We start from the raw sequence: 18,327 nt of genomic DNA, 5'->3' as shown, positions 1-18,327 counted from the left end.
GAAAAGTCGACGCTCGCGATTTGTTGTAGAACCAAATTCCCTCGTGTGCTTGAGTTGCAAACGAACGTTCTTTGGAAAGGCTGACCAGCGGCCCCGCTTAGCAATCCATTCTACCGAGCTTCGTCATGATCGACTTTTCACACAGCCTGGAAAGCAGGGACCCATAACCACAGGGCGTTGTTGTTGAGCGAAAATCGACGGCCGGCTCGTTTCAACAACGACGGCCGCGGCGTATGGGTCCCTGCTTTCGCAGGGACGAAAGGAGATTACTGCTTCGCCAAACGCAGCGAAAACTCGCCGTTGCGCACGCGCGAGGGCAGGCCTTCGGCGAACTTTGCCACCGCGTCCTCGCCATAGGTGGTGACGAGCTCGGCCAAAGCGGCGAACATGCTGGCCTGCGCCAGGCAATCGCCGTCGACGCCGTCGTGGCGGGCTTCGGCCCAGGCCTCGTTGAGGTAGCCGAGCGCCGCCTGCTTCTGCTCGTAGTCAGGCAAGGGTTCGCGGGCGGTGGAATAGGGCGCAGGCAGGCTCATTGCACTCAACGGATTTCTGACGCGCTCCCCGGAACGCGTCTGGCGAAAGGTGGTGTAGCACGGGCTCCCCGCCCGCCTAGGGCAGTTCTTTAGGAAAGGTTAACGCGGTTCTTCTTTTTGAAGTTAAGGCCGCGGCCGCCTAATTCAGGCCCGCCGAAAGGTGCTCGGCGATCGCCAGCGGGGTCGCGCACAGGTGCACCGCGCCGGCCTCCGTCAGTTCCTCGCGGCTGCCATAGCCGTAGAGCACGCCAATGCCGTCGATGCCGTTTCGCCTCGCGCCGACGATGTCGTGGCTACGGTCGCCGATCATGATCGCCCGCGACGGATCGGTGCCGGTGCGTTCGAGGGCAAAGGCGAGCAGGTCGCCCTTGTTGGCGCGGGTGCCGTCGAGCTCGGCGCCGAACACATGGTCGAAATGGGGGCGCAGGCCGAAATGGTCGACGATCCGGTCGGCGAAGACGTGCGCCTTGCTGGTGGCGACGAACAGCCGCGCGCGGGGTTTCAGCGCCGCCAGCGTCGCCGCGATGTCGGGGTAGAGGCTGTTCTCGTACAGGCCGACATCGCCGAAGCGTTCGCGGTAGAGCGCCACGCCGCGATCGGCATCCACCTCGCCGCCGAGCAGCACCACGAGGCTGTCGCGCAGCGGCGGGCCGATGCACCAGGCCAGTTCGTCCTGCGCGGGCACGGGACGGCCGAGCTGCTCCAGCGCATATTGCAGCGATCCGGTGATGCCCGGCTTGGGGTCGGTGAGGGTGCCGTCGAGGTCGAAGAAGATGGTGTCCATGTCAGTTGGCGTATCTCGCCGTCAGGTCGCGCGAGATCTTGACGCCTTCGTCGATGTAGCGGCGGACCGCTACGCTGGCGGCCGGCGTGCAGGTGCGGTAGGTCTGCTGGAAGCCGTTATAGCCGCGGTTGAAGGCGGCGATCATGCGGGCGCGGCGGTCGCCGGAGGGCGTCTCGGCGTCGATCAGCGCCTGCATCTCGTTGCGCCATTTCAGGCCTTCATTGTTGCCGCAGATTGCGCGCAGATAGTGCAGGGTGCCGAGGATCTCGGCGAGGCGCTGCAGATCGCCGTCGAAGGGCGCGGCTGCATCCTGCGCCCGTGCAGGCGCGGTCAGGACGGCCGAAACCAGGAGGAAAATGGCGGCGAAATGCTTGGGCATAATCGAGCCCCGATATGCCCCCTCAATGGGTTCGAAGCAAGGCGCAAAACCCTGTTATTGCGCGTTAATAATCCGCCAGGCGGCCTGAACCACCTCTTGAAGTCCGCCGGTCATCTTGAGCTCGCCGAGCTCGCCCGGCCTCAGCCATTTGAAATCGTCGTGCTCGTCGTTCAGCACCGGTTCCAGCGCCTTCCAGCGCGCGGCAAAGGTCATGATCAGATAGTGCCCGCCGCCGCCGGCCGAGGGCAGCACCTCGCGCCAGCCGGCGAGCCCGACGATGTCGATCTTGATCGCGGTCTCCTCGTCCACCTCGCGGTGCAGGGCCGCGTGCAGGGACTCGCCGAATTCGACCCGGCCGCCGGGCAGCGAGTAGAAGCCTTTGCCGGGCGAGCGGGCGCGCCGCACCAAGAGCACCTTGTCGTCGCGGAAGATGGCGGCGCTGACGGCTACTTGCGGTCGCTGCGGATGATCGATCGGGGCCACGCGGCTCAGCTTATTGTTTGAGCATGATCTTGTCGGAAAACCGCTTCACACTTTTCCGGATCATGCTCAGCCCGCCATGATGGTGTCGATGTCGGCCTCGTGGCCGCCATTGATGACGCCGCCGGCGAGCGTCACCAGCGGCTTGACCCAGCCGGTCGCCTGTTCGGCCAGCGTCGCGCGGGTCTTGTCCTGCGAGACCTCGCGCATGGCCTGCCCCACCGCGGTCAGGATCGAGGTCATGGTGCTTGTCAGCCGGTCGAACTCGCCGCGGATCGCCGGATGGGCCTGCTCGTAGGCCTCGATGGCGAGGTCGCGCGCCTTGAAATTGGAGGCGGTGAAGTGCTCGGCGTAGGACAGCGGGCACCACAGCAGAAAGTCCTCGGCGCATTCGGGCATATCGGGGATCATTTCCAGAAGCATGATGGCTTCGTTGAAATGATTGAGGTAGTCGGTGGCGAGCCCCGTGCGCGGGTTGATGTTGGCCGCGCGCAATTGCGCCGAGCGGGCCTCGTCGATGCCCGTCGGATTGGAACGCGCGGATGGGGAGGCCGCTGAGCTCATCTTTCCCAGTGTTAACGTTTGGAGTTAATGGGCCCTCAACAAGTGCCTGTCCGGGTTGCAGAATGTGCGGACGCTTCGTGATTACATCGCCTCCGGCGGCGATCCGGCAGGTATTTGGCTACGCCGAACAGCCGAATTTCCCGCCGAGGTTCAACATTGCCCCCACCCAGCCCGTTCCGGTCGTGATCCTCGACCAGGGCGCGCGGCACTTCCGGCTGATGCGCTGGGGGCTGGTGCCGGCCTGGGTCAAGGACCCCCGGAAGTTCTCGCTGCTGATCAACGCGCGCAGCGAGACCGTGCAGGACAAGCCGGCCTTCAAGAACGCGATCCGGCGGCGGCGCTGCCTGATCCCGGCCGACGGCTATTACGAATGGCACGTCTCGGCCGATCGCAAGCGGCCCTATTTCATTTATCGCCGCGACCGGGAGCCGTTCGGCTTTGCGGGGCTGGCGGAAACCTGGGTCGGGCCGAACGGCGAGGAGGTCGACACGGTCGCCATCGCCACCGCGCCGGCAAGCCCTGATTTGGCTGTGCTGCATCACCGGGTGCCCGTGACGATCGCCGAAGATGCCTTCGAGCAATGGCTGGATTGCTCATCCGACTCAGCCGAGGGTGTGATGGCGATGCTGACCGGGCCGGAGGAGGGCGAGTTCGCGTGGCACGAGATCTCGACGCGGGTCAATCACGTCGCCAATGACGATGCGCAGCTGGTGCTGCCGATATCAGACGAGCAGCGCGCGGCCGAGGCGCCGAAGCCGAAGCGGGCGGCGGCGAGGAAGGCGCCGAGCGGCGGCGATGACGGGCAGGGGAGCTTGTTTTGACGCGTTGATCGCGCGTCCAACTCCGATGTCTTCCCGGCGAAGGCCGGGATCCATAACCACAGGATTGTATTGTTGAAGCAAGCTGGAGCCACAGCCTTCGCATAACGAACGGCTGTGGTTATGGGTCCCGGGTCGCGCTCGCGGAGCCTGTCATCGGGCGCGCGTTCGCGCGACCCGTTGGCTCGCTTGCCCGGGACGACAGCTATTTGAAAATCTTCAGCGCCGCGTGTTGCAGCAGCATGATCGTCTTGGCATCGACGATGCGGCCGCCCTCGATCATTGCCAGCGCCTCGTCTACCGGAAGCTCCAGCACCTCGATCTCCTCGCCCTCGTGGGCGAGGCCGCCGCCGGCGCTCACGCGCATCGATGGCTCGTATTCGGCGACGAAGAAGTGGCCCTTCTCGGTGAACGCGCCCGGGCTCATGAAGGCTTCGAAGATTTTCCGGACCTCGTGCAGCCGGTAGCCCGTCTCTTCCTCAGCCTCGAGGCGGATGCGTTCTTCGGGGGCGGCGTTGTCGAGCAGGCCGGCGACGGCCTCGATCAAGAGGTCATCGTAGCCGGTTGCATAGGCGGGATAACGGAACTGCTTCACCAGCACGACCGTCCGTCGCGCGAGGTTGTAAGGCAGCAAGACGGCGGCACCGCCACGATCGAGCACCTCGCGGCTTTGCGTCTGCCATTGGCCGTCGTCGCGCCGCCAGTCGAAGGTGACGGCATTCAGCTTGAAATGACCATCGGAGAGCGGGCGGATGCTCTTGACGCGGATGCGGTCGGAGATCGTCATATTGTCTTGCGCCCGTCGATCCATTTGGCGAACACGACGGTGTCGGCTTCTTCATAGCCGAGCGACTGGTAGAACGCGCCGGCTTGCGCATTCTCGCGGCGGACCAGCAGTTGCAGTTTCGGCACGCTGGCGGCGCGCAGCCATTGCTCGGCGGCGATCATGATGACGCGGCCAAAGCCTTTCTTTTGCCTGACGGGATCGACCGCGACGTAATAGACCCAGCCGCGATGGCCGTCGTGGCCGACCATGGCGGTCGCCACGATCGCGCTGTTCGCGCGGCCGACCAGCACCGTGGAATTTGCACTGCGGCGCGCCAGCGCAATGTCGGCGGCCGGATCGTTCCACGGCCGGGTCAGGCCGCAAGCCTGCCACAGCGCGACGACGGCTTCGACATCGGCATCCGCAATCTCGGCGACGGCAAGCGCAGCGACGGGCGAGGGCGCGTTCACAGCACCTTGCCCGGGTTCATGATGCCGTTGGGATCGAGCAGCGCCTTGAAGCTGCGCATCAGCTCGATGGCGGTCTTGTCCTTCACGTCGGGCAGCTCGTCGCGCTTGAGCACGCCGATGCCGTGCTCGGCGGAGATCGAGCCGCCCATGCGCAGCACGATGTCGAACACGACCTTGTTGACCTCGTGCCAGCGCGCCATGAAGTCGGCGGTGTTGCCGCCCACGGGCTGGCTGACGTTGTAGTGGATGTTGCCGTCGCCGAGATGACCGAACGGCACCGGCCGCGAGCCCGGGATCAGCTCGACCACGGCGGCGTTGGCCTCCGCGATGAAGCCGGGCACGGCGGCGACGGGAACGGAAATGTCGTGCTTGATCGAGCCGCCTTCCGGCTTCTGCGCCGCCGACATCTCGTCGCGCAGTTTCCAGAACGCCTGGCGCTGACTCAAATTCGCGGCGATGACGGCGTCGTCGGCGATACCCTCCGCCATGCCCTTCTCCAGGATCGATTCCAGCGCGGTACGGGCGTCGTCGCGCACCGACGACAGCTCCATCAGCACGTACCAGGGGTGCTTGGACGTCAGCGGATCGCGCACGCCGATGCCGTGGCGGATCGAGAAATCCACCGCGATGTCGGCCAGCAGCTCGAAGCTGGTGACGCCCGAGGCCGCTTCGTTCTGCGAGATCTCCAACAGCCTGAGCGCCTGCGCCGGCGATTTGAGGCCGACAAAGGCGGTCTCGACCGCATGCGGCTTCGGAAACAGTCTTAGCGTTGCCGCGGTGATGATGCCGAGCGTGCCTTCGGCGCCGATGAAGAGGTTGCGCAAATCGTAGCCGGTGTTGTCCTTCTTCAGCTTGGACAGAGCGTTGAGCACGCGGCCGTCGGCAAGCACGACCTCGAGCCCGAGCGCCATCTCGCGCGCCACGCCATACGCCAATGCAGCCGTGCCGCCGGCATTGGTGGAGAGATTGCCGCCGATGGTGCAGCTGCCTTCCGCGCCGAGCGACAGCGGGAACAGGCGGCCTGCGTCGGCGGCGCGCTGCTGCGCCACCTGCAGGATCACGCCGGCCTCGCAGGTCATGGTGTTGGAAGCGGTATCGACCTCGCGGATCTTATCCAGCCGGCGCAGCGAGACCACGACCTCGCCATTGTGCGGCGTTTGCCCGCCGACGAGGCCGGTGTTGCCGCCCTGCGGCACCAGCGCGATGCGATGCTCGTTGGCAAGCCTGCAGATGGCGGAAACTTCCGCCGTCGAGCCCGGGCGCAGCACCAGCGGCGAGCGGCCGCGAAACAGGTCGCGCTCCTCGGTGGTGTAGGGCGCGATATCCGCCGGATCGGTTACCGCATATTTGTCGCCGACGACGGCGCGGAATTTCGCGATCAACTCGCCGGATAGTGGCGGCATGGCTTGCTGGACGATGTTCACGTCTTCTCTTCCTTTAGTCAGTCTCTTTTTTTGAGCATGATCTTGTCCGAAAACCGGTTCCCACTTTTCGGGATCATGCTCGTCCCAGCGCCGCGCGCCGCAGCCGGTCGTTGATGGCTTCACCCAATCCTTCGTCCGGGATGGGCATCACGGCGATGGTGGTTGCTCCCTTCGCATCGAGGCTTCGAAGATAACCGAAAAGATTGGCGGCGGCTTCAGCGAGATCGCGCTCCGCCGAAAGATTCATGATCGCAACCGCGCGATCCGCTCCGTGCAATCGGTGCAATCCGAACGCCAGCAGCGCTTCGCCCGGCGCGACGTCCTCCGCGTCGAGCCGCACGCGCGTGCGCGGCGCGTAGTGCGAGGCGAGCATGCCGGGGGCGAGCGGCTGCGCGCTGTCGGCATCGGCTTCCCGGGGAGCTTGCGCCAGCGCGCGGCCGAGCACGCGCTCGATGTCCTCGCGCGGCACGCCGCCGGGGCGCAGCAGCGTCGGCTGCTCGAAGCAGCCGACGATGGTGGATTCGACGCCGACTTCCACCGGCCCGCCATCGATGATGAGATCGATCAGCCCGGCGAGATCGTGCTCGACATGCGCCGCCGTGGTCGGCGACACATGGCCGGAGAGATTCGCCGACGGCGCCACTACGGGTCCACCGAACGCGCGCAGGATGTCGCGCGCCACTGGATGGGCGGGCACGCGCACCGCGACCGTGTCGAGGCCGGCCGTGGCGAGATCGGCGACGGTGCAGCCTTCCGTCTTCGGCAGCACCAGGGTCAAAGGCCCCGGCCAGAAGGCCTTCGCCAGCTTCAGCGCGTCCGCATCGAATCGCGCGATCTTGTTCGCCGCAGCGAGGTCGCCGACATGGGCGATCAGCGGATTGAAGGCGGGCCGGCCCTTGGCCTGGTAGAGGCGGGCGATCGCCGCGGGGTTGGCGGCATCGGCCCCGAGGCCGTAGACGGTCTCGGTCGGGAAGGCGACCAGCCCGCCGCCGGCCAGGGTGCGCGCCGCCGTGGCCACCGCGGCCTCGCCGGCGGCCAGGATTTGGGACTTCAGGGCCGGATTCACTAGGACAAAATTCCTCAATTCCGCTTCTTGCGGTGGCGAAGGCCGGAGGCTATAAGCCGCGTTCCTAGTCGGAGTGTGGCTCAGCCCGGTAGAGCACTGCTTTCGGGAAGCAGGGGTCGCAGGTTCGAATCCTGCCACTCCGACCATTAATCCATTGGATTTTTTCTTCTGATCGGTGCGGATTGCCGAGTCAACCTCCGATTCGCCCGTTCGGTGCATCGCGTCCCGCCGGCGACCGGCTACCTTGCCTCCAATTTGTCATGCAGGATTCGGCCACCATGAGGAGGCGGGCCGATGACGGGATTTGAGAGCCGCCACGTTGCGGTCATCGGAGCCGGCGCGGTCGGCGTGATCAGCGCCATCGAGGCGCTGCGCGAGGGCCATCGCGTAACGCTGATCGATCCCGGCGAGCCCGGCGGCACACAGGCCGCAAGCTATGGCAATGCCGGCTGGCTGTCCTCGCATTCGGTAATCCCGCCGTCGGAGCCCGGCATCTGGAAGAAGGTGCCGGGCTATCTGATGGATCCGCTCGGGCCGCTTGCCATCCGCTGGTCGTATCTGCCCAAGGCCTTGCCCTGGCTGATCCGCTATCTGCTCTCGGGCTCGACCGAAGCCAAGGTCGAGAAAACGGCGCGAGCGCTGCGCGAGCTCCTGAGGGACGCGCCGTTGCTGCACAGGAAGCTCGCGGAAGAGGCCGGTGTTCCCGAACTGATCGAACGCAACGGCGTGATGCACGTCTTTCCCTCGCGAGCGTCGTTCGATGGTGATCTTGGCTGGCGTATCCGCAAGCGCGTCGGCATCGAGTGGCTGGAACTGACTTCCGACGAGATGCGCCAGCGCGAGCCTGATCTCCATCCGCGCTATACGTTTGGTGTGATGGTGGAGGAGGCCGGGCGCTGCCGCGATCCCGGCGCCTATGTCGCAGCACTCGCCAATCACGCCCTCGCAAACGGCGCCAAGCTCGTGCGCGCCAAGGCGACCGGCCTCAAGCTCGACGGCGGCAAGCTCGTCGCCGTCGTCACCGAGACCGGCGAGGTTGCCTGCGATGCCGCAGTGGTTGCCGCCGGCGCCCGTTCGAAGCGGCTCACTGCGTCCGTCGGCGATCCGCTGCCACTGGAGACCGAGCGCGGCTACCACGTCATGATCGAGGATCCGGAATCCGGGCCGCGTAGTTCGATGATGGTCTCCGACGCCAAGATGGTGGTCAACTGGACGGACAAGGGCCTGCGCGCCGCCGGCACGGTCGAGATCGCCGGCCTCGAGGCCGCGCCGAACTGGAAGCGCGCCGAGATTCTGCGCGACCATCTCGTCGGCATGTTTCCCAAGCTGCCGAAGACCATTCCGGCCGCGCGCATCAAGACCTGGTTCGGGCATCGCCCGAGCATGCCGGACGGCCGGCCTTGCATCGGCTATGCCCGCGCCTCGCGCGACATCGTCTATGCGTTCGGCCACGGCCATGTCGGCCTCGTCGGCTCTGCCCGCACCGGCCGTCTCGTCGCGCAATTGTTGAGCGGCAAGGCGCCGGAAATTCCGCTCGAACCCTTCGCGCCCGCTCGTTTCCTTTGAGCTGCGCGTTTGTGATCCGTCCCGATGGTGCGCTAGGGTCCGCTCAACGAACAAGCGCCGGGAGGGAGCGCATGCGTCGGAAAATCGCCATCGTGGGAGCGGGCGCCGTCGGCGGCTATGCCGGCGCGCATATGGTGCAGGCGGGCGAGGACGTCACCTTCATCGATCCCTGGCCGGAGCATGTCGAGCACATGCGCAAGCACGGGCTGCGCGTCACGCACGCGAAGGACGTCGCGGAATTCTCGGTGCCGGTGCGGGCGCTGCACGTTACCGACGTGCAGCAGCTGTCGAAGGAGAAGCCGGTCGACATCGCCTTCGTCTGCATGAAGTCCTACGACACGTCGTGGGCGACCATGATGATCAGGCAGTATCTCGCGCCCGACGGTTACGTCGTGTCGCTGCAGAACTGCATGAACGAGGAGACCATCGCCGGCATCGTCGGCTGGGGCAAGACGCTCGGCTGCATCGCCAGCAGCATCACCGTGAATCTGCCCGCGCCCGGGCACATTCATCGCGGCGCGGGGAAGGGCGGGGCGGCGCACACGGTGTTTCGCACCGGCGAGGTGCACGGGCGCATCACCGATCGCGCGCACGAGATTTGCCGCCTCGTCGCCTATTCCGACAGCGCCAGGGTCACCAACAATCTGTGGGGCGAGCGCTGGTCGAAGCTCGTCGCCAACGTCATGGGCAACGGGCTGTCGGCCTGCACCGGCCTCACCGGTGGGCAGATGCTGGAGAGCGAGCCGATCCGCCGCTTCTCGGTTCGCCTCGGCAGCGAGGCGATCCGCGTCGGCCAGGCGCAGGGCTATCAGCTCGAGGAGATCCTGCACCTGCCGCCGGAGACGATCGCGCGCGCCGGCGAGGGCGACGAGGCCGCGATGCAGGCCTGCGACGCGCAGCGGTTCAAGGACGGCAAGCGCACCTCGTCGGAGCAGCGTCCCTCGATGGGGCAGGACATGCAGAAGGGAAGGCGCACCGAGATCGATTTCCTCAACGGCCTCGTGGTGCGCGAAGGCGCGAAGGTCGGCATCGCCTGCCGCGCCAATGCGGTGCTGACGGAGCTGGTCACGAAGGTGGAGCGCGGCGAGTTGAGGGCCGACCCGCGTCACATCACCGAGCTGCGGTTGAATTAGAACCGCTAATGCGCCGCCAGCTTGCCCCTCTGTGCGTCCTCGACGTGCCGGCGCTGCTCGAGGAAGGCCTGGCTGGACCTCGTCTTGTACAATTCGAGGTCGTCGGTCTCGTTGGTCAGCGGCGTCAGCGCCTGGTCCATGTAGTCGAGCCGGCGCGGATCCTTCCTGACCTTGCGCGCAAGCCTTTGCAGGCGGATCGCAAGCGAAGCCCAGCGCAGCGCCTTCGCGGCGGTGTCCGCAAGATAGCGCGGATAGAACAGCAGGACCGGTTCGACCGGCAGATGCGGCCGCCGCTCATGCCGGCTCTTCAGCCGCAGCACGCCGCCCTCGAGCGGATGGACGTGCTCGATGGGGTGGTAGCCCATGAAATAGAGCGCATAGGTTCCGATCTTGCCGACGTTGTTGCCGGCCGCCGCAGCGCGGCGCATCAGGGTCTCGACGTGGTCCCAGCTATAGTAGGTATCCCAGGCCAGCCGGTAGGCTCGCTCCCATTCCGCCTTCGACATCTTCGCGTGGCCGACCGTGACGTGGTCCAGATCGTACTTGTTGAGGTCGGCATCCATCGCCACGCCCTTGGTGTAGAGGATCTTGTGGTCCTCCGAGCCGGGCAGCGGCGTGAGGAAGAAGAACTCCAGCATGTCGATCGGCAATTCGTGCTTGATGATCCCGATGTCGTGGACGATCGACGCCGGCGTATCGTTGGGAAATCCCAGAATGTATCCGCCGATGGTCATGATGCGGGCCCGCTTCCAGGCCAGCATCATTTCGCGGTAGTCGGTGATCTTGTTCTGGCGCTTCTTGGCGCCGAGCAGGCTGTCCGGGTTGATGTTCTCGAGGCCGATGAAGCAACGTCGGACGCCGGCTTTGGCGCATTTCTCGATGAAGTTCGGCAGCTTGTGGCAGAGCGTATCGACCTGGATGGTAAAGCGCAGGTCCCAGCCCTCCCTCTCGCGCAGCTCGATGATCCGGTCGAGCAGGCTCTCCCAATCCTTGTTGCGCGCAAAATTGTCGTCCGTGAGGAAGAACGCATGGACGCCCTGGGCGACGTTGGCGCGGATCACGGCTTCGATGTCGTCCGCACTGCGGCGCCGCGACAGGCGGCCCTGCACGTTGATGATCGTGCAGAACGAGCACTGGAACGGGCAGCCGCGCCCCGCGTCGAAGCTCGTGGTGTGACCGATGACCCGCTCGATCTGCTGGCGGGGAATGATCGGCAACGGCTGGCCCTCCAGCGCCGGCAGGTCGTCGATGAAATTGTACAGCGGCCGCAGCTGCCCGCTTATCGCGTCGTGCAACAGTCCTTCGAGCCGCCCCTCGGCTTCGCCGGCGAACACCGACACGCCGAGGTCCATGATCTCCTGGACGCCGGGATCGCGCTCCGGCAGCATCGAAAGCGTGCCGGAGACATGGAATCCGCCGATCGCGACCTGGATTCCGAGCTTGCGAAATCGCCTTGCCAGATCGAGCGACCGCGGAAACTGGTTGGACTGCACGCCGACCAGCATCACCATTCCGGCGTCCGCCGCCTCGATCGAGCGCGCCAGATCCTCGATCCGCACCTTGCAGTTGGTCTCGTCGATGGCGGCGATGTCGATGGTGAAATCGGCGCCGAGAACCTGGCGCTCGTGACAGTCCAGCGCGATGCCGTAGAGGCAGGCCAAGGAATTCGAGGGCAGGCCGCCACGCCACCACCGGATGACGTAGCCTTCGTCGTCGTAATGAGACGGTTTGATCAGAACAAGCCGGAAAGTCTTGCTCATCACGAAATGTCTTTCTGAAAATAGCGGGCAGAAGGTAGCGCGGAACCTGCCGCACGCCAAGCTGGCGTTTCGGGGTAAACCGCGGGAGAGGAAGCCCATTGCCGCGAAATCGGCAATGGGCGTGGTCGGCACGGCCGTGCGGCAATCGGCCTTCGCGCTAGCTCGCCGCGGCCTCCAGCTTCTGCGGCGCAGGCTTCACTTCCGGCGGCAGTCCCGCAAAGCGCCGCAGCGCCTCGGCCATCTTGATGCGGCCGGGAACGGCGGTGATGACCACATCGACCATGGTGAAGGACGAGTGGAAATGGCCGCGGGCCTTGAGCTGCTCGACCGGTACGCCGGCAGCAAGCAGCGCTTCCGCGTAGGCAACGCCTTCATCGCGCAACGGATCGAACTCGCAGGTCGTGACGAAGGCCGGCGGCAGGCCCTCGAGCTTGCCGCGCAGCGGCGAGACGCGCGGATCGGTGCGGTCGGCGGGCGAGCAGTAGAGGTCCCAGAACCAGAACATCAGGCCGCGGGTGAGGAAATAGTTCGCGGCGTTGTCGATGTAGGACGCCCGGTCGAAGCTGCAGTCGGTGACCGGGCAAATCAGGAGCTGGCCCGCGATCTCGGGCCCGCCGCGGTCGCGCGCGAGCTGGCAGGTGACGGCCGCGATGTTGCCGCCGGCGCTCCAGCCGGCGACCAGCACCGGTCCCGGCCTGCCGTCGAGCTCTGCGGCATGATCGGCGATCCAGCGCGTCGCGGCATAGCCGTCTTCCGCGGCGGCCGGGAAGCGATGCTCGGGCGCGTGGCGATAGTCGACGCTGACGACGATCATGTCGGTGCGCCGGCACAGGTCGCGGCAGAAGGGATCGTCGGACTGTTGGTCGCCCAGCACCCAGCCGCCGCCGTGGAAATAGACCACGATGGGATGCGGCCCGGGCGACGCCGGCCGGTAGAGCTTGTAGGGCAGCGGTCCGTCGGCGCCCATCAGCACGCCGTCGCCGACTTCGCCGACCGGGCGGCCGAACGGCCGGCCCTTGTTGAACTCATTGACGAAGTCGCGGGCGCCCTGCGCGCCCATAGTCTCGATCGGCGGCAGGTTCAGCGACGCAAGGAGGCCCAGCACCAGCCGCACGTCGGGCTGCAGCCGCACCACCTCGCCGTCGTTGCACTGTTCGGCGACGCCGGGGCCGGTGAGGCGGAAGCCCAGCATGCCGCGGGTGACGACCTCGTCGCAGATGCTGCGATAGGGGCCGACGCCGCCCGTATACGGCATCACGCCTATCGCCTTGCCGGGCACGTTGGCGCCCGTGTACCAGGTGTTGGCCAGCCGATGCAGCGTCAGCCCGGCGCAATCGGCCATGTGCTGCGCCCAGCCGGCTTGCGCCGTCTCGGTCGCCTCCACGGTGGTGAAGCCGGCCTCGCGCAACGCCGCGAGCCGATTGACGACCCAGTCGACGTGCTGCTCGATCGACACTGCCATGTTCGACAGCACCGACGGCGAGCCGGGGCCGGTGATCATGAAGAAATTGGGGAAGCCTGAGACCGTGAGGCCCAGATAGCTCTGCGGACCATGGGCCCAGACATCGGACAGCGATTTGCCGTCGCGGCCGGTGATGGGATGCACCGCCATGATCGCGCCGGTCATGGCGTCGAAGCCGGTGGCGAACACGATGACGTCGACGTCGAAGCTGCGCTTGTCTGTGGCGATGCCCGATGCCGTGATCGCCTTGACCGGCTCCTGCCGCAAATTCACCAGCGTAACGTTGGGGCGGTTATAGGTGGCGTAGTAGTTGGTGTCGAGGCAGGGGCGCTTGGCGCCGAATGGATGATCGTGCGGGCTCAGCGCCTCCGCGGTCTCTGGATCCTTCACGACCGCGCGAATCTTTTCGCGGATCAGGTCGGCGACGATCCTGTTGCCGTCGACATCGACGCCCTGGTCGGCCCAAAGTTGAGTGAGGATGTAGACGAGGTCGCCGGCGGCCCATGCGGTCTCGAAGCGCTCGCGGCGCTGGGCATCGCTGAGCTGCCAGCTTACCACCGTCTGCTGCGGCCATGGCACGCCGGCCATCGACTGGCGCGCCTGCTCGCGATAGGCGGCGCGATCGCCTTCGAGCGCGGCGAGACGATCGGCCGGCGGCGCGCCGTTGCGGGCGGGCAGCGCGAAGTTCGGCGTGCGCTGGAACACCGTGAGCTGCGCGGCCTGCTCGGCGATGATCGGAATCGCCTGGATGCCCGACGACCCCGTGCCGATCACGGCGACGCGCTTGCCCGCGAGCTTGACGCCGTCATGCGGCCAGCGGCCGGTGAAATAGACTTCGCCCTCGAAATCCCTGACGCCGTCGATTTCCGGCGGCTTGGGCGTGGAGAGGCAGCCGGTCGCCATGATGTAGTGGCGGCAGGATACCTTGGCGCCTTTGTCGGTCGCGATCTGCCAGCGCTGGGCGGGCTGGACCCATGTCGCCGAAGTCACCTTGGTGCCGAAGCGGATGTCGCGGCGCAGATCGTAGCGGTCGGCGACGAAGCCGAGATAGCGCAGGATTTCCGGCTGGGTCGCGTATTTCTCCGACCATTTCCAGGCGGTCTCCAGCTCCGGATCGAAGGAATAGCTGTAGTCGATGGTCTGGATGTCGCAGCGCGCACCGGGATAGCGGTTCCAGTACCAGGTGCCGCCGACGTCGTCGGCTTCCTCCAGCACGACGGCGGAAAAGCCCGCCTTGCGCAGGCGATGCAGCAAATAGAGGCCGGCAAATCCGGCGCCGACCACGGCGACGTCGACGGTTTGTGTTGCTGCGCTGCCTGCTGTTTCCGAAGCACGCGGTGCGACCATTGCCTCTGGCATGCCAATCCTCCCGTACGTTCTGGTTGTGGTGAGGTTATCGCTACGCCCAGGGTTTGTCATGGACATGGCAAGCCCGGTGACCAATTCCGTCAGGCAATACGACAGCGATGCTGGACGGTTTCGCCGGTTCCTGATCGGCGATGCGCTGCCCTCAAAATTTCCAAGCCGGGCGAAGCAAGGTAAAAAGGTGGTGCGATTGGGAGTCGATGCGTGGCGACATCTTGGGATGAGAAGAAAAAGAAGCCCGGACGGTTGCCGCTGATCCTGCTTGGCCTCTTCGCGATCGCCTGCCTCGTTGCGTTGATCTTCGTCGGTGACCTCGCGCGGTACCAGGAATCGGCCATGGTCGCGGAAAGCCAGGCTGCGCTCCGCGACGTCGGCAATCCCGAGCAACTCGATTCTGCGCTCAAGCGATATCCGGCCAACAGGATTTTGAAGCTGATTGCGCTGGCAGGCGAGAAGTCGGCTGAGATCGATGCCGCCACGCGCAAGATGATCGGCGAAGCCGAGCCTGCGGCGCTTGCAAAGCAGGTCAACCTCGCCAACGCGAGCCGCGCCGACCTCGAGGCGCTGCACCGCGACGTGAAGCTGGCTGCAAGCAATGTCGCAACGCTCGCGCCGCGGATGGCTGCGCTGGTCAAGGCCAGGCGCGGCGAACTCGAGAGCAGCGCCCGAGCGCTCGGCCTGGACAGCGCCGCCGTCACGAGGTTCATGGCCGCGGTCGACGAGCAGCATGCGGAAATCGCCGCGCTCGCCGCGAAAGTGCTGGCCGCGAACGCCGACTATTACGCCGGCTACGAAAGGTGCGCCGCCCTGCTGGTCAAGGAGTTCGGCTCCTACAAGGCGACGGGCGGCCAGTTCATCTTCCGCCTGCAGGCGACGGCGGACGGCTACAACGCCTGCTCATCCGCAATGGCGGCTGCCGCCGGGCGCTTGAGCGAACTGGAGGCGGAGCGGGGCACGCTGCGGCAATCGCAGTTCAGCCGATGGGTGAAGTTCGTCGGCGGTCAGTAGCGGGGGTACGCGCCTCATCGCTTTCGGCCGAAGACCGGCGATGCGGTCCTCTTGGCCGTCCAGTCGAAGAAGTCATGACGGCCTGACCAGCTGTGCACTTCGGCATCGCAAACGATGCACGCGAAACTGCCGGAGCGCTTGCTCTGCAGCTCCTCCCTTGTCGCCGTATAGTTCATCCCGCAACTGGGGCAGGCGAACTGCTCGAGGGTCCATATCGAATTGGCCATGGCGCAACTATACGCGCTCCCGGCCGTCGCCGGAACGCCCGGGCGTGCCCGATGGCGTGAACGTTGAAATGAATGTTAAGCCGGGCTTAACCGCATCGAGGAATCTCCGCGACAGCTGGAGGCGCCGTCGATCCGTGGTTCGCTTGCAGGCCGGGAACAGGGGCGGGCGTACTACGCGCAATGAACGTTTCTATCTGCGCCGGCCGGCCGCCTTCTTCGCGCGGTCGTCAGGAGTGCGAGCGGCGATGGCTGGAAGGCCGGCAAACGGAGCCAGCAGCTTCTGTGGATCGGAGATCAGGTCCGGATTGGCACGCAAATGCGCGAGCATGAAGTCGACGAAGACTTTGACCCGCGCCGGCACGTGCTTCCGCGTGGCGTAGTGGATGAAGAGGCGCGCCGGTTGAGCGACGTAGTCGGTTAGGACGGGCCGTAGCGCATTCGCTCGAAACAACGGAAGAACCAGGGGAAGCGGCGCGAATACCAGCCCCTGGCCCTGCACCGCGGCGGTCACAAGCGTGGGCAGGTCGCGGGCCAGGAAGTTTCCGCTCACCTGCAGCGATACGGCATGTTTCCCCGATCCCAGCCTCCATGGCGAGGAGCGAACGACGGGACCACGTCCGCGCAGACGCAGACAATTGTGTCCGACCAGATCGGCGGGCGTTGCCGGAGCACCGCGCTCGGCAAGATAGGACGGTGCGCCGCACACGACGAAATTGAGGGGGCCGATCTCACGCATCACCATGGAGCCGTTGCGGGCTTCGCCGGCGCGAATGCCGACGTCATATCCGTTTGCAATCATGTCGACGACGGCATCGTCGAGATGCAGATCGATTTCGACGCCGGGATACAGGCGCTGGAATGCGGGAAGGAGCGGCAGAACGTAGGTCCGCCCGAAAGGCGACAGACAGGTTACCTTGAGGGTGCCGCCGGGAGACCTGCCCCGATCGGTAATCGCCGATTGCGCCGCTTCGAGTTCGCGCAGCGGGCCGATGCATCGTTCGTAGCAGGCACGCCCTTCCTCCGTCAGCGACAGCTTTCGTGTCGAGCGGTGGAGCAGACGTACTCCGAGCTCCCGCTCGAAACGCTGCACGTTCTTGCTGACGGCCACCGGACTGATGCCGAGCTTGCCGGCAGCGGCGGCGAAACTGCCCGCCTCGACCGTCTGGACGAAGCCGACCAGCCCGCGAATGCTCTTCATGACCGCGCACTCCAAACCTTTGGTTAGGAAAGATAGTAGCGGCAATCGCCTAATCAGTCCCGCGTGTTGCCTGCATATTTTCCAAAGGCAGGCACAAGGAGAACTCGGATGAAGATCGCATGGTCCGTCCTCGGGCCGGTTGTTGCGGCCGTTCTCTGCACCGCAGCGGCGGCGCAGGACGGCAAACCCGCCGGCACGGCGTCGATCGCCGTGAATGCAGGCGCGCCACGTGCCTTCACCGGCGAATTCTGGTTCGAGGCGGCGCCGGGAGAAAGGGTCGAGGGATTTGCCCCAAGGCCGCCGCTGCGCGCAATTCCAATCGCCCGCAACGCCCGGCCTGCCCCCGATCGCGGCCGGCGGCCCCTGATCGTGATTTCCCATGGCAATTGGGGCGGCAGGTATTCCCAGGGCTGGCTGGCGATCAGGCTGGTGCATGCGGGCTTCGTGGTGCTCTCCACGTCGCATCCCGGCACGCTCGGGGACGACCAGACGGTTGCCGGACGGCTCCGCCTGTGGGACCGCTCGCGAGACGTTTCGTCGGCGCTTGGGGAACTGCTCGGGCATTCGAGCTGGTCGGCGCTGATCGACGCGGATCGGATTGGCTTTGTCGGGCATTCGTTCGGCGGATGGACCGGGGTAAGCCTTGCCGGAGGCAGATACGATCCGCAGATCCAGAGGGAATCCTGCATGAGGATGGCCAGACCGGATCCCTATTGTGAAAGCACCTTGAAAGACGACATCAACGGCGTCGCCGTGTCGGACGCCCGTGATTCCTTCAGGGACAGCCGGTTCAAGGCGTACTACATCATGGCGTCCGGCCCGGGGCAGGGCTTTTCAGCGGAGTCCCTTGCATCGATCGACGTGCCGTTTGTGGTCGACACCGCCAAAGGCGATGAGATACTCGAACCGGAAGCCAACTCGAGCCGTCTCGCCCGGCTCATTCCCGGCGCAAGAGAGATCATCCGTCCCGTCGGCCATTTCGCCTATGTCCCGGAATGCAAATGGCTGATTGGTTCGATGCTGGCCCGGATCGCGGGCGCGCCGATATGCGACGATCCGGGCGGCGTCGATCGGGCTGCGGTGCACGAGCAGATTGCCGCCGATGTCATCGCGTTCTTCAACGCCCGATTGTCGAGCAAGCGGGGCGGCGCGGAGCGCGAATAGCCGGCACTCGCCGTCGTACCGCGCCAATCACTTGCGCCAGGGCGTTCTGCATTTGCTGGATGTGATGGCGCGGATCGCGATCGGCGGCACTTGCCATGGATCGTCTCCTGTCTGATACCTTGGGGAACCTGCCTTGGTGGCTTCGTCACCGGGGCAACCG

Annotated in this window: 17 protein-coding genes and 1 tRNA gene; 6 read left to right on the top strand and 12 right to left on the bottom strand. The window is 65.7% G+C overall.

Translation table 11 applies throughout. From position 1 onward, the window contains the following. Positions 1–266: 266 nt before the first annotated feature. From ACT4OC_RS02140 to ACT4OC_RS02120, 5 genes are all read right to left on the bottom strand, one after another. Positions 267–533: a hypothetical protein gene (locus tag ACT4OC_RS02140; protein ID WP_444837353.1), complete on the bottom strand. Its 267-nt coding sequence runs from the start codon at positions 531–533 to the stop codon at positions 267–269. A gap of 139 nt (positions 534–672) precedes the next feature. Then, on the bottom strand, positions 673–1,317 hold the full coding sequence (locus tag ACT4OC_RS02135) for an HAD family hydrolase (protein ID WP_444837352.1): 645 nt from the start codon (positions 1,315–1,317) through the stop codon (positions 673–675). 1 nt (position 1,318) lies between these two features. Next, positions 1,319–1,696 carry a TIGR02301 family protein gene (locus tag ACT4OC_RS02130; RefSeq protein WP_444837351.1) on the bottom strand — a complete coding sequence of 126 codons (378 nt, stop codon included), beginning with the start codon at positions 1,694–1,696 and terminating at the stop codon, positions 1,319–1,321. A gap of 54 nt (positions 1,697–1,750) precedes the next feature. Continuing rightward, complete coding sequence (locus ACT4OC_RS02125; protein WP_444837350.1) at positions 1,751–2,179, bottom strand: NUDIX hydrolase; 429 nt, start codon at positions 2,177–2,179, stop codon at positions 1,751–1,753. A 66-nt stretch (positions 2,180–2,245) separates the two neighbouring features. Beyond that, the gene (locus ACT4OC_RS02120; protein WP_444837349.1) at positions 2,246–2,740 is read right to left on the bottom strand and encodes a hypothetical protein; all 495 of its coding nucleotides are present in this window, start codon (positions 2,738–2,740) and stop codon (positions 2,246–2,248) included. Between the two features lie 62 nt (positions 2,741–2,802). On the opposite strand from ACT4OC_RS02120, the gene ACT4OC_RS02115 reads away from it, so the two are divergent. Continuing rightward, positions 2,803–3,561, top strand: coding sequence for an SOS response-associated peptidase (locus ACT4OC_RS02115; protein ID WP_444837348.1), 759 nt, complete (start codon positions 2,803–2,805; stop codon positions 3,559–3,561). A 202-nt stretch (positions 3,562–3,763) separates the two neighbouring features. Here the strand turns inward: ACT4OC_RS02115 and ACT4OC_RS02110 are convergent, their stop codons facing one another. From ACT4OC_RS02110 to ACT4OC_RS02095, 4 genes are all read right to left on the bottom strand, one after another. Beyond that, complete coding sequence (locus ACT4OC_RS02110; RefSeq protein ID WP_444837347.1) at positions 3,764–4,345, bottom strand: NUDIX domain-containing protein; 582 nt, start codon at positions 4,343–4,345, stop codon at positions 3,764–3,766. Then, positions 4,342–4,794 (bottom strand): GNAT family acetyltransferase, encoded by a 453-nt coding sequence (locus ACT4OC_RS02105; RefSeq protein ID WP_444837346.1) that lies wholly within the window; start codon positions 4,792–4,794, stop codon positions 4,342–4,344. The genes ACT4OC_RS02110 and ACT4OC_RS02105 overlap by 4 nt, the downstream gene beginning before the upstream one ends. Further along, entirely contained in the window at positions 4,791–6,218 is a 1,428-nt protein-coding gene (locus ACT4OC_RS02100) for an FAD-binding oxidoreductase (protein WP_444837345.1), read from the bottom strand. Before ACT4OC_RS02100 ends, ACT4OC_RS02105 begins: the two co-directional genes overlap by 4 nt. Before the next feature lie 73 nt (positions 6,219–6,291). Continuing rightward, on the bottom strand, positions 6,292–7,284 hold the full coding sequence (locus ACT4OC_RS02095; RefSeq protein WP_444837344.1) for an L-threonylcarbamoyladenylate synthase: 993 nt from the start codon (positions 7,282–7,284) through the stop codon (positions 6,292–6,294). A 69-nt stretch (positions 7,285–7,353) separates the two neighbouring features. On the opposite strand from ACT4OC_RS02095, the gene ACT4OC_RS02090 reads away from it, so the two are divergent. From ACT4OC_RS02090 to ACT4OC_RS02080, 3 genes are all read left to right on the top strand, one after another. Then, positions 7,354–7,430, top strand: a tRNA-Pro gene (locus ACT4OC_RS02090). Positions 7,431–7,578: 148 nt separating this feature from the next. Further along, complete coding sequence (locus ACT4OC_RS02085) at positions 7,579–8,850, top strand: NAD(P)/FAD-dependent oxidoreductase (RefSeq protein WP_444837343.1); 1,272 nt, start codon at positions 7,579–7,581, stop codon at positions 8,848–8,850. A 71-nt stretch (positions 8,851–8,921) separates the two neighbouring features. Next, positions 8,922–9,983: a ketopantoate reductase family protein gene (locus ACT4OC_RS02080; protein WP_444837342.1), complete on the top strand. Its 1,062-nt coding sequence runs from the start codon at positions 8,922–8,924 to the stop codon at positions 9,981–9,983. A 5-nt stretch (positions 9,984–9,988) separates the two neighbouring features. On the opposite strand, the gene ACT4OC_RS02075 is transcribed toward ACT4OC_RS02080, so the two are convergent. Further along, the gene (locus ACT4OC_RS02075; RefSeq protein ID WP_444837341.1) at positions 9,989–11,743 is read right to left on the bottom strand and encodes a B12-binding domain-containing radical SAM protein; all 1,755 of its coding nucleotides are present in this window, start codon (positions 11,741–11,743) and stop codon (positions 9,989–9,991) included. 157 nt (positions 11,744–11,900) lie between these two features. Continuing rightward, entirely contained in the window at positions 11,901–14,564 is a 2,664-nt protein-coding gene (locus ACT4OC_RS02070) for a flavin-containing monooxygenase (protein ID WP_444837340.1), read from the bottom strand. Between the two features lie 210 nt (positions 14,565–14,774). On the opposite strand from ACT4OC_RS02070, the gene ACT4OC_RS02065 reads away from it, so the two are divergent. Further along, the gene (locus ACT4OC_RS02065; protein WP_444837339.1) at positions 14,775–15,578 is read left to right on the top strand and encodes a hypothetical protein; all 804 of its coding nucleotides are present in this window, start codon (positions 14,775–14,777) and stop codon (positions 15,576–15,578) included. Positions 15,579–15,995: 417 nt separating this feature from the next. Here ACT4OC_RS02065 and ACT4OC_RS02060 read toward each other — a convergent pair whose 3' ends face one another. Then, entirely contained in the window at positions 15,996–17,048 is a 1,053-nt protein-coding gene (locus ACT4OC_RS02060) for a LysR substrate-binding domain-containing protein (RefSeq protein ID WP_444837338.1), read from the bottom strand. Positions 17,049–17,111: 63 nt separating this feature from the next. Between ACT4OC_RS02060 and ACT4OC_RS02055 the strand changes: the two genes are divergently transcribed. Next, positions 17,112–18,167 (top strand): alpha/beta hydrolase family protein, encoded by a 1,056-nt coding sequence (locus ACT4OC_RS02055; RefSeq protein ID WP_444837337.1) that lies wholly within the window; start codon positions 17,112–17,114, stop codon positions 18,165–18,167. The last annotated feature ends 160 nt before the right edge of the window (positions 18,168–18,327 follow it).

This window comes from Bradyrhizobium sp., assembly GCF_052389815.1.
GTDB lineage: Bacteria > Pseudomonadota > Alphaproteobacteria > Rhizobiales > Xanthobacteraceae > Bradyrhizobium.
The sequence above is the reverse complement of the archived record's forward strand: the minus strand, read 5'-3'. Positions and strand labels throughout refer to the sequence as shown.

What these genes read in the sequence shown, in the direction of transcription:
- ACT4OC_RS02075 (WP_444837341.1), bottom strand. Translation starts at nt 11,743, where the DNA reads ATGAGCAAGACTTTCCGGCTTGTTCTGATCAAACCGTCTCATTACGAC.
- ACT4OC_RS02115 (WP_444837348.1), top strand. Translation starts at nt 2,803, where the DNA reads ATGTGCGGACGCTTCGTGATTACATCGCCTCCGGCGGCGATCCGGCAG.
- ACT4OC_RS02055 (WP_444837337.1), top strand. Translation starts at nt 17,112, where the DNA reads ATGAAGATCGCATGGTCCGTCCTCGGGCCGGTTGTTGCGGCCGTTCTC.
- ACT4OC_RS02135 (WP_444837352.1), bottom strand. Translation starts at nt 1,317, where the DNA reads ATGGACACCATCTTCTTCGACCTCGACGGCACCCTCACCGACCCCAAG.
- ACT4OC_RS02085 (WP_444837343.1), top strand. Translation starts at nt 7,579, where the DNA reads ATGACGGGATTTGAGAGCCGCCACGTTGCGGTCATCGGAGCCGGCGCG.
- ACT4OC_RS02080 (WP_444837342.1), top strand. Translation starts at nt 8,922, where the DNA reads ATGCGTCGGAAAATCGCCATCGTGGGAGCGGGCGCCGTCGGCGGCTAT.
- ACT4OC_RS02140 (WP_444837353.1), bottom strand. Translation starts at nt 533, where the DNA reads ATGAGCCTGCCTGCGCCCTATTCCACCGCCCGCGAACCCTTGCCTGAC.
- ACT4OC_RS02120 (WP_444837349.1), bottom strand. Translation starts at nt 2,740, where the DNA reads ATGAGCTCAGCGGCCTCCCCATCCGCGCGTTCCAATCCGACGGGCATC.
- ACT4OC_RS02130 (WP_444837351.1), bottom strand. Translation starts at nt 1,696, where the DNA reads ATGCCCAAGCATTTCGCCGCCATTTTCCTCCTGGTTTCGGCCGTCCTG.
- ACT4OC_RS02070 (WP_444837340.1), bottom strand. Translation starts at nt 14,564, where the DNA reads ATGCCAGAGGCAATGGTCGCACCGCGTGCTTCGGAAACAGCAGGCAGC.
- ACT4OC_RS02110 (WP_444837347.1), bottom strand. Translation starts at nt 4,345, where the DNA reads ATGACGATCTCCGACCGCATCCGCGTCAAGAGCATCCGCCCGCTCTCC.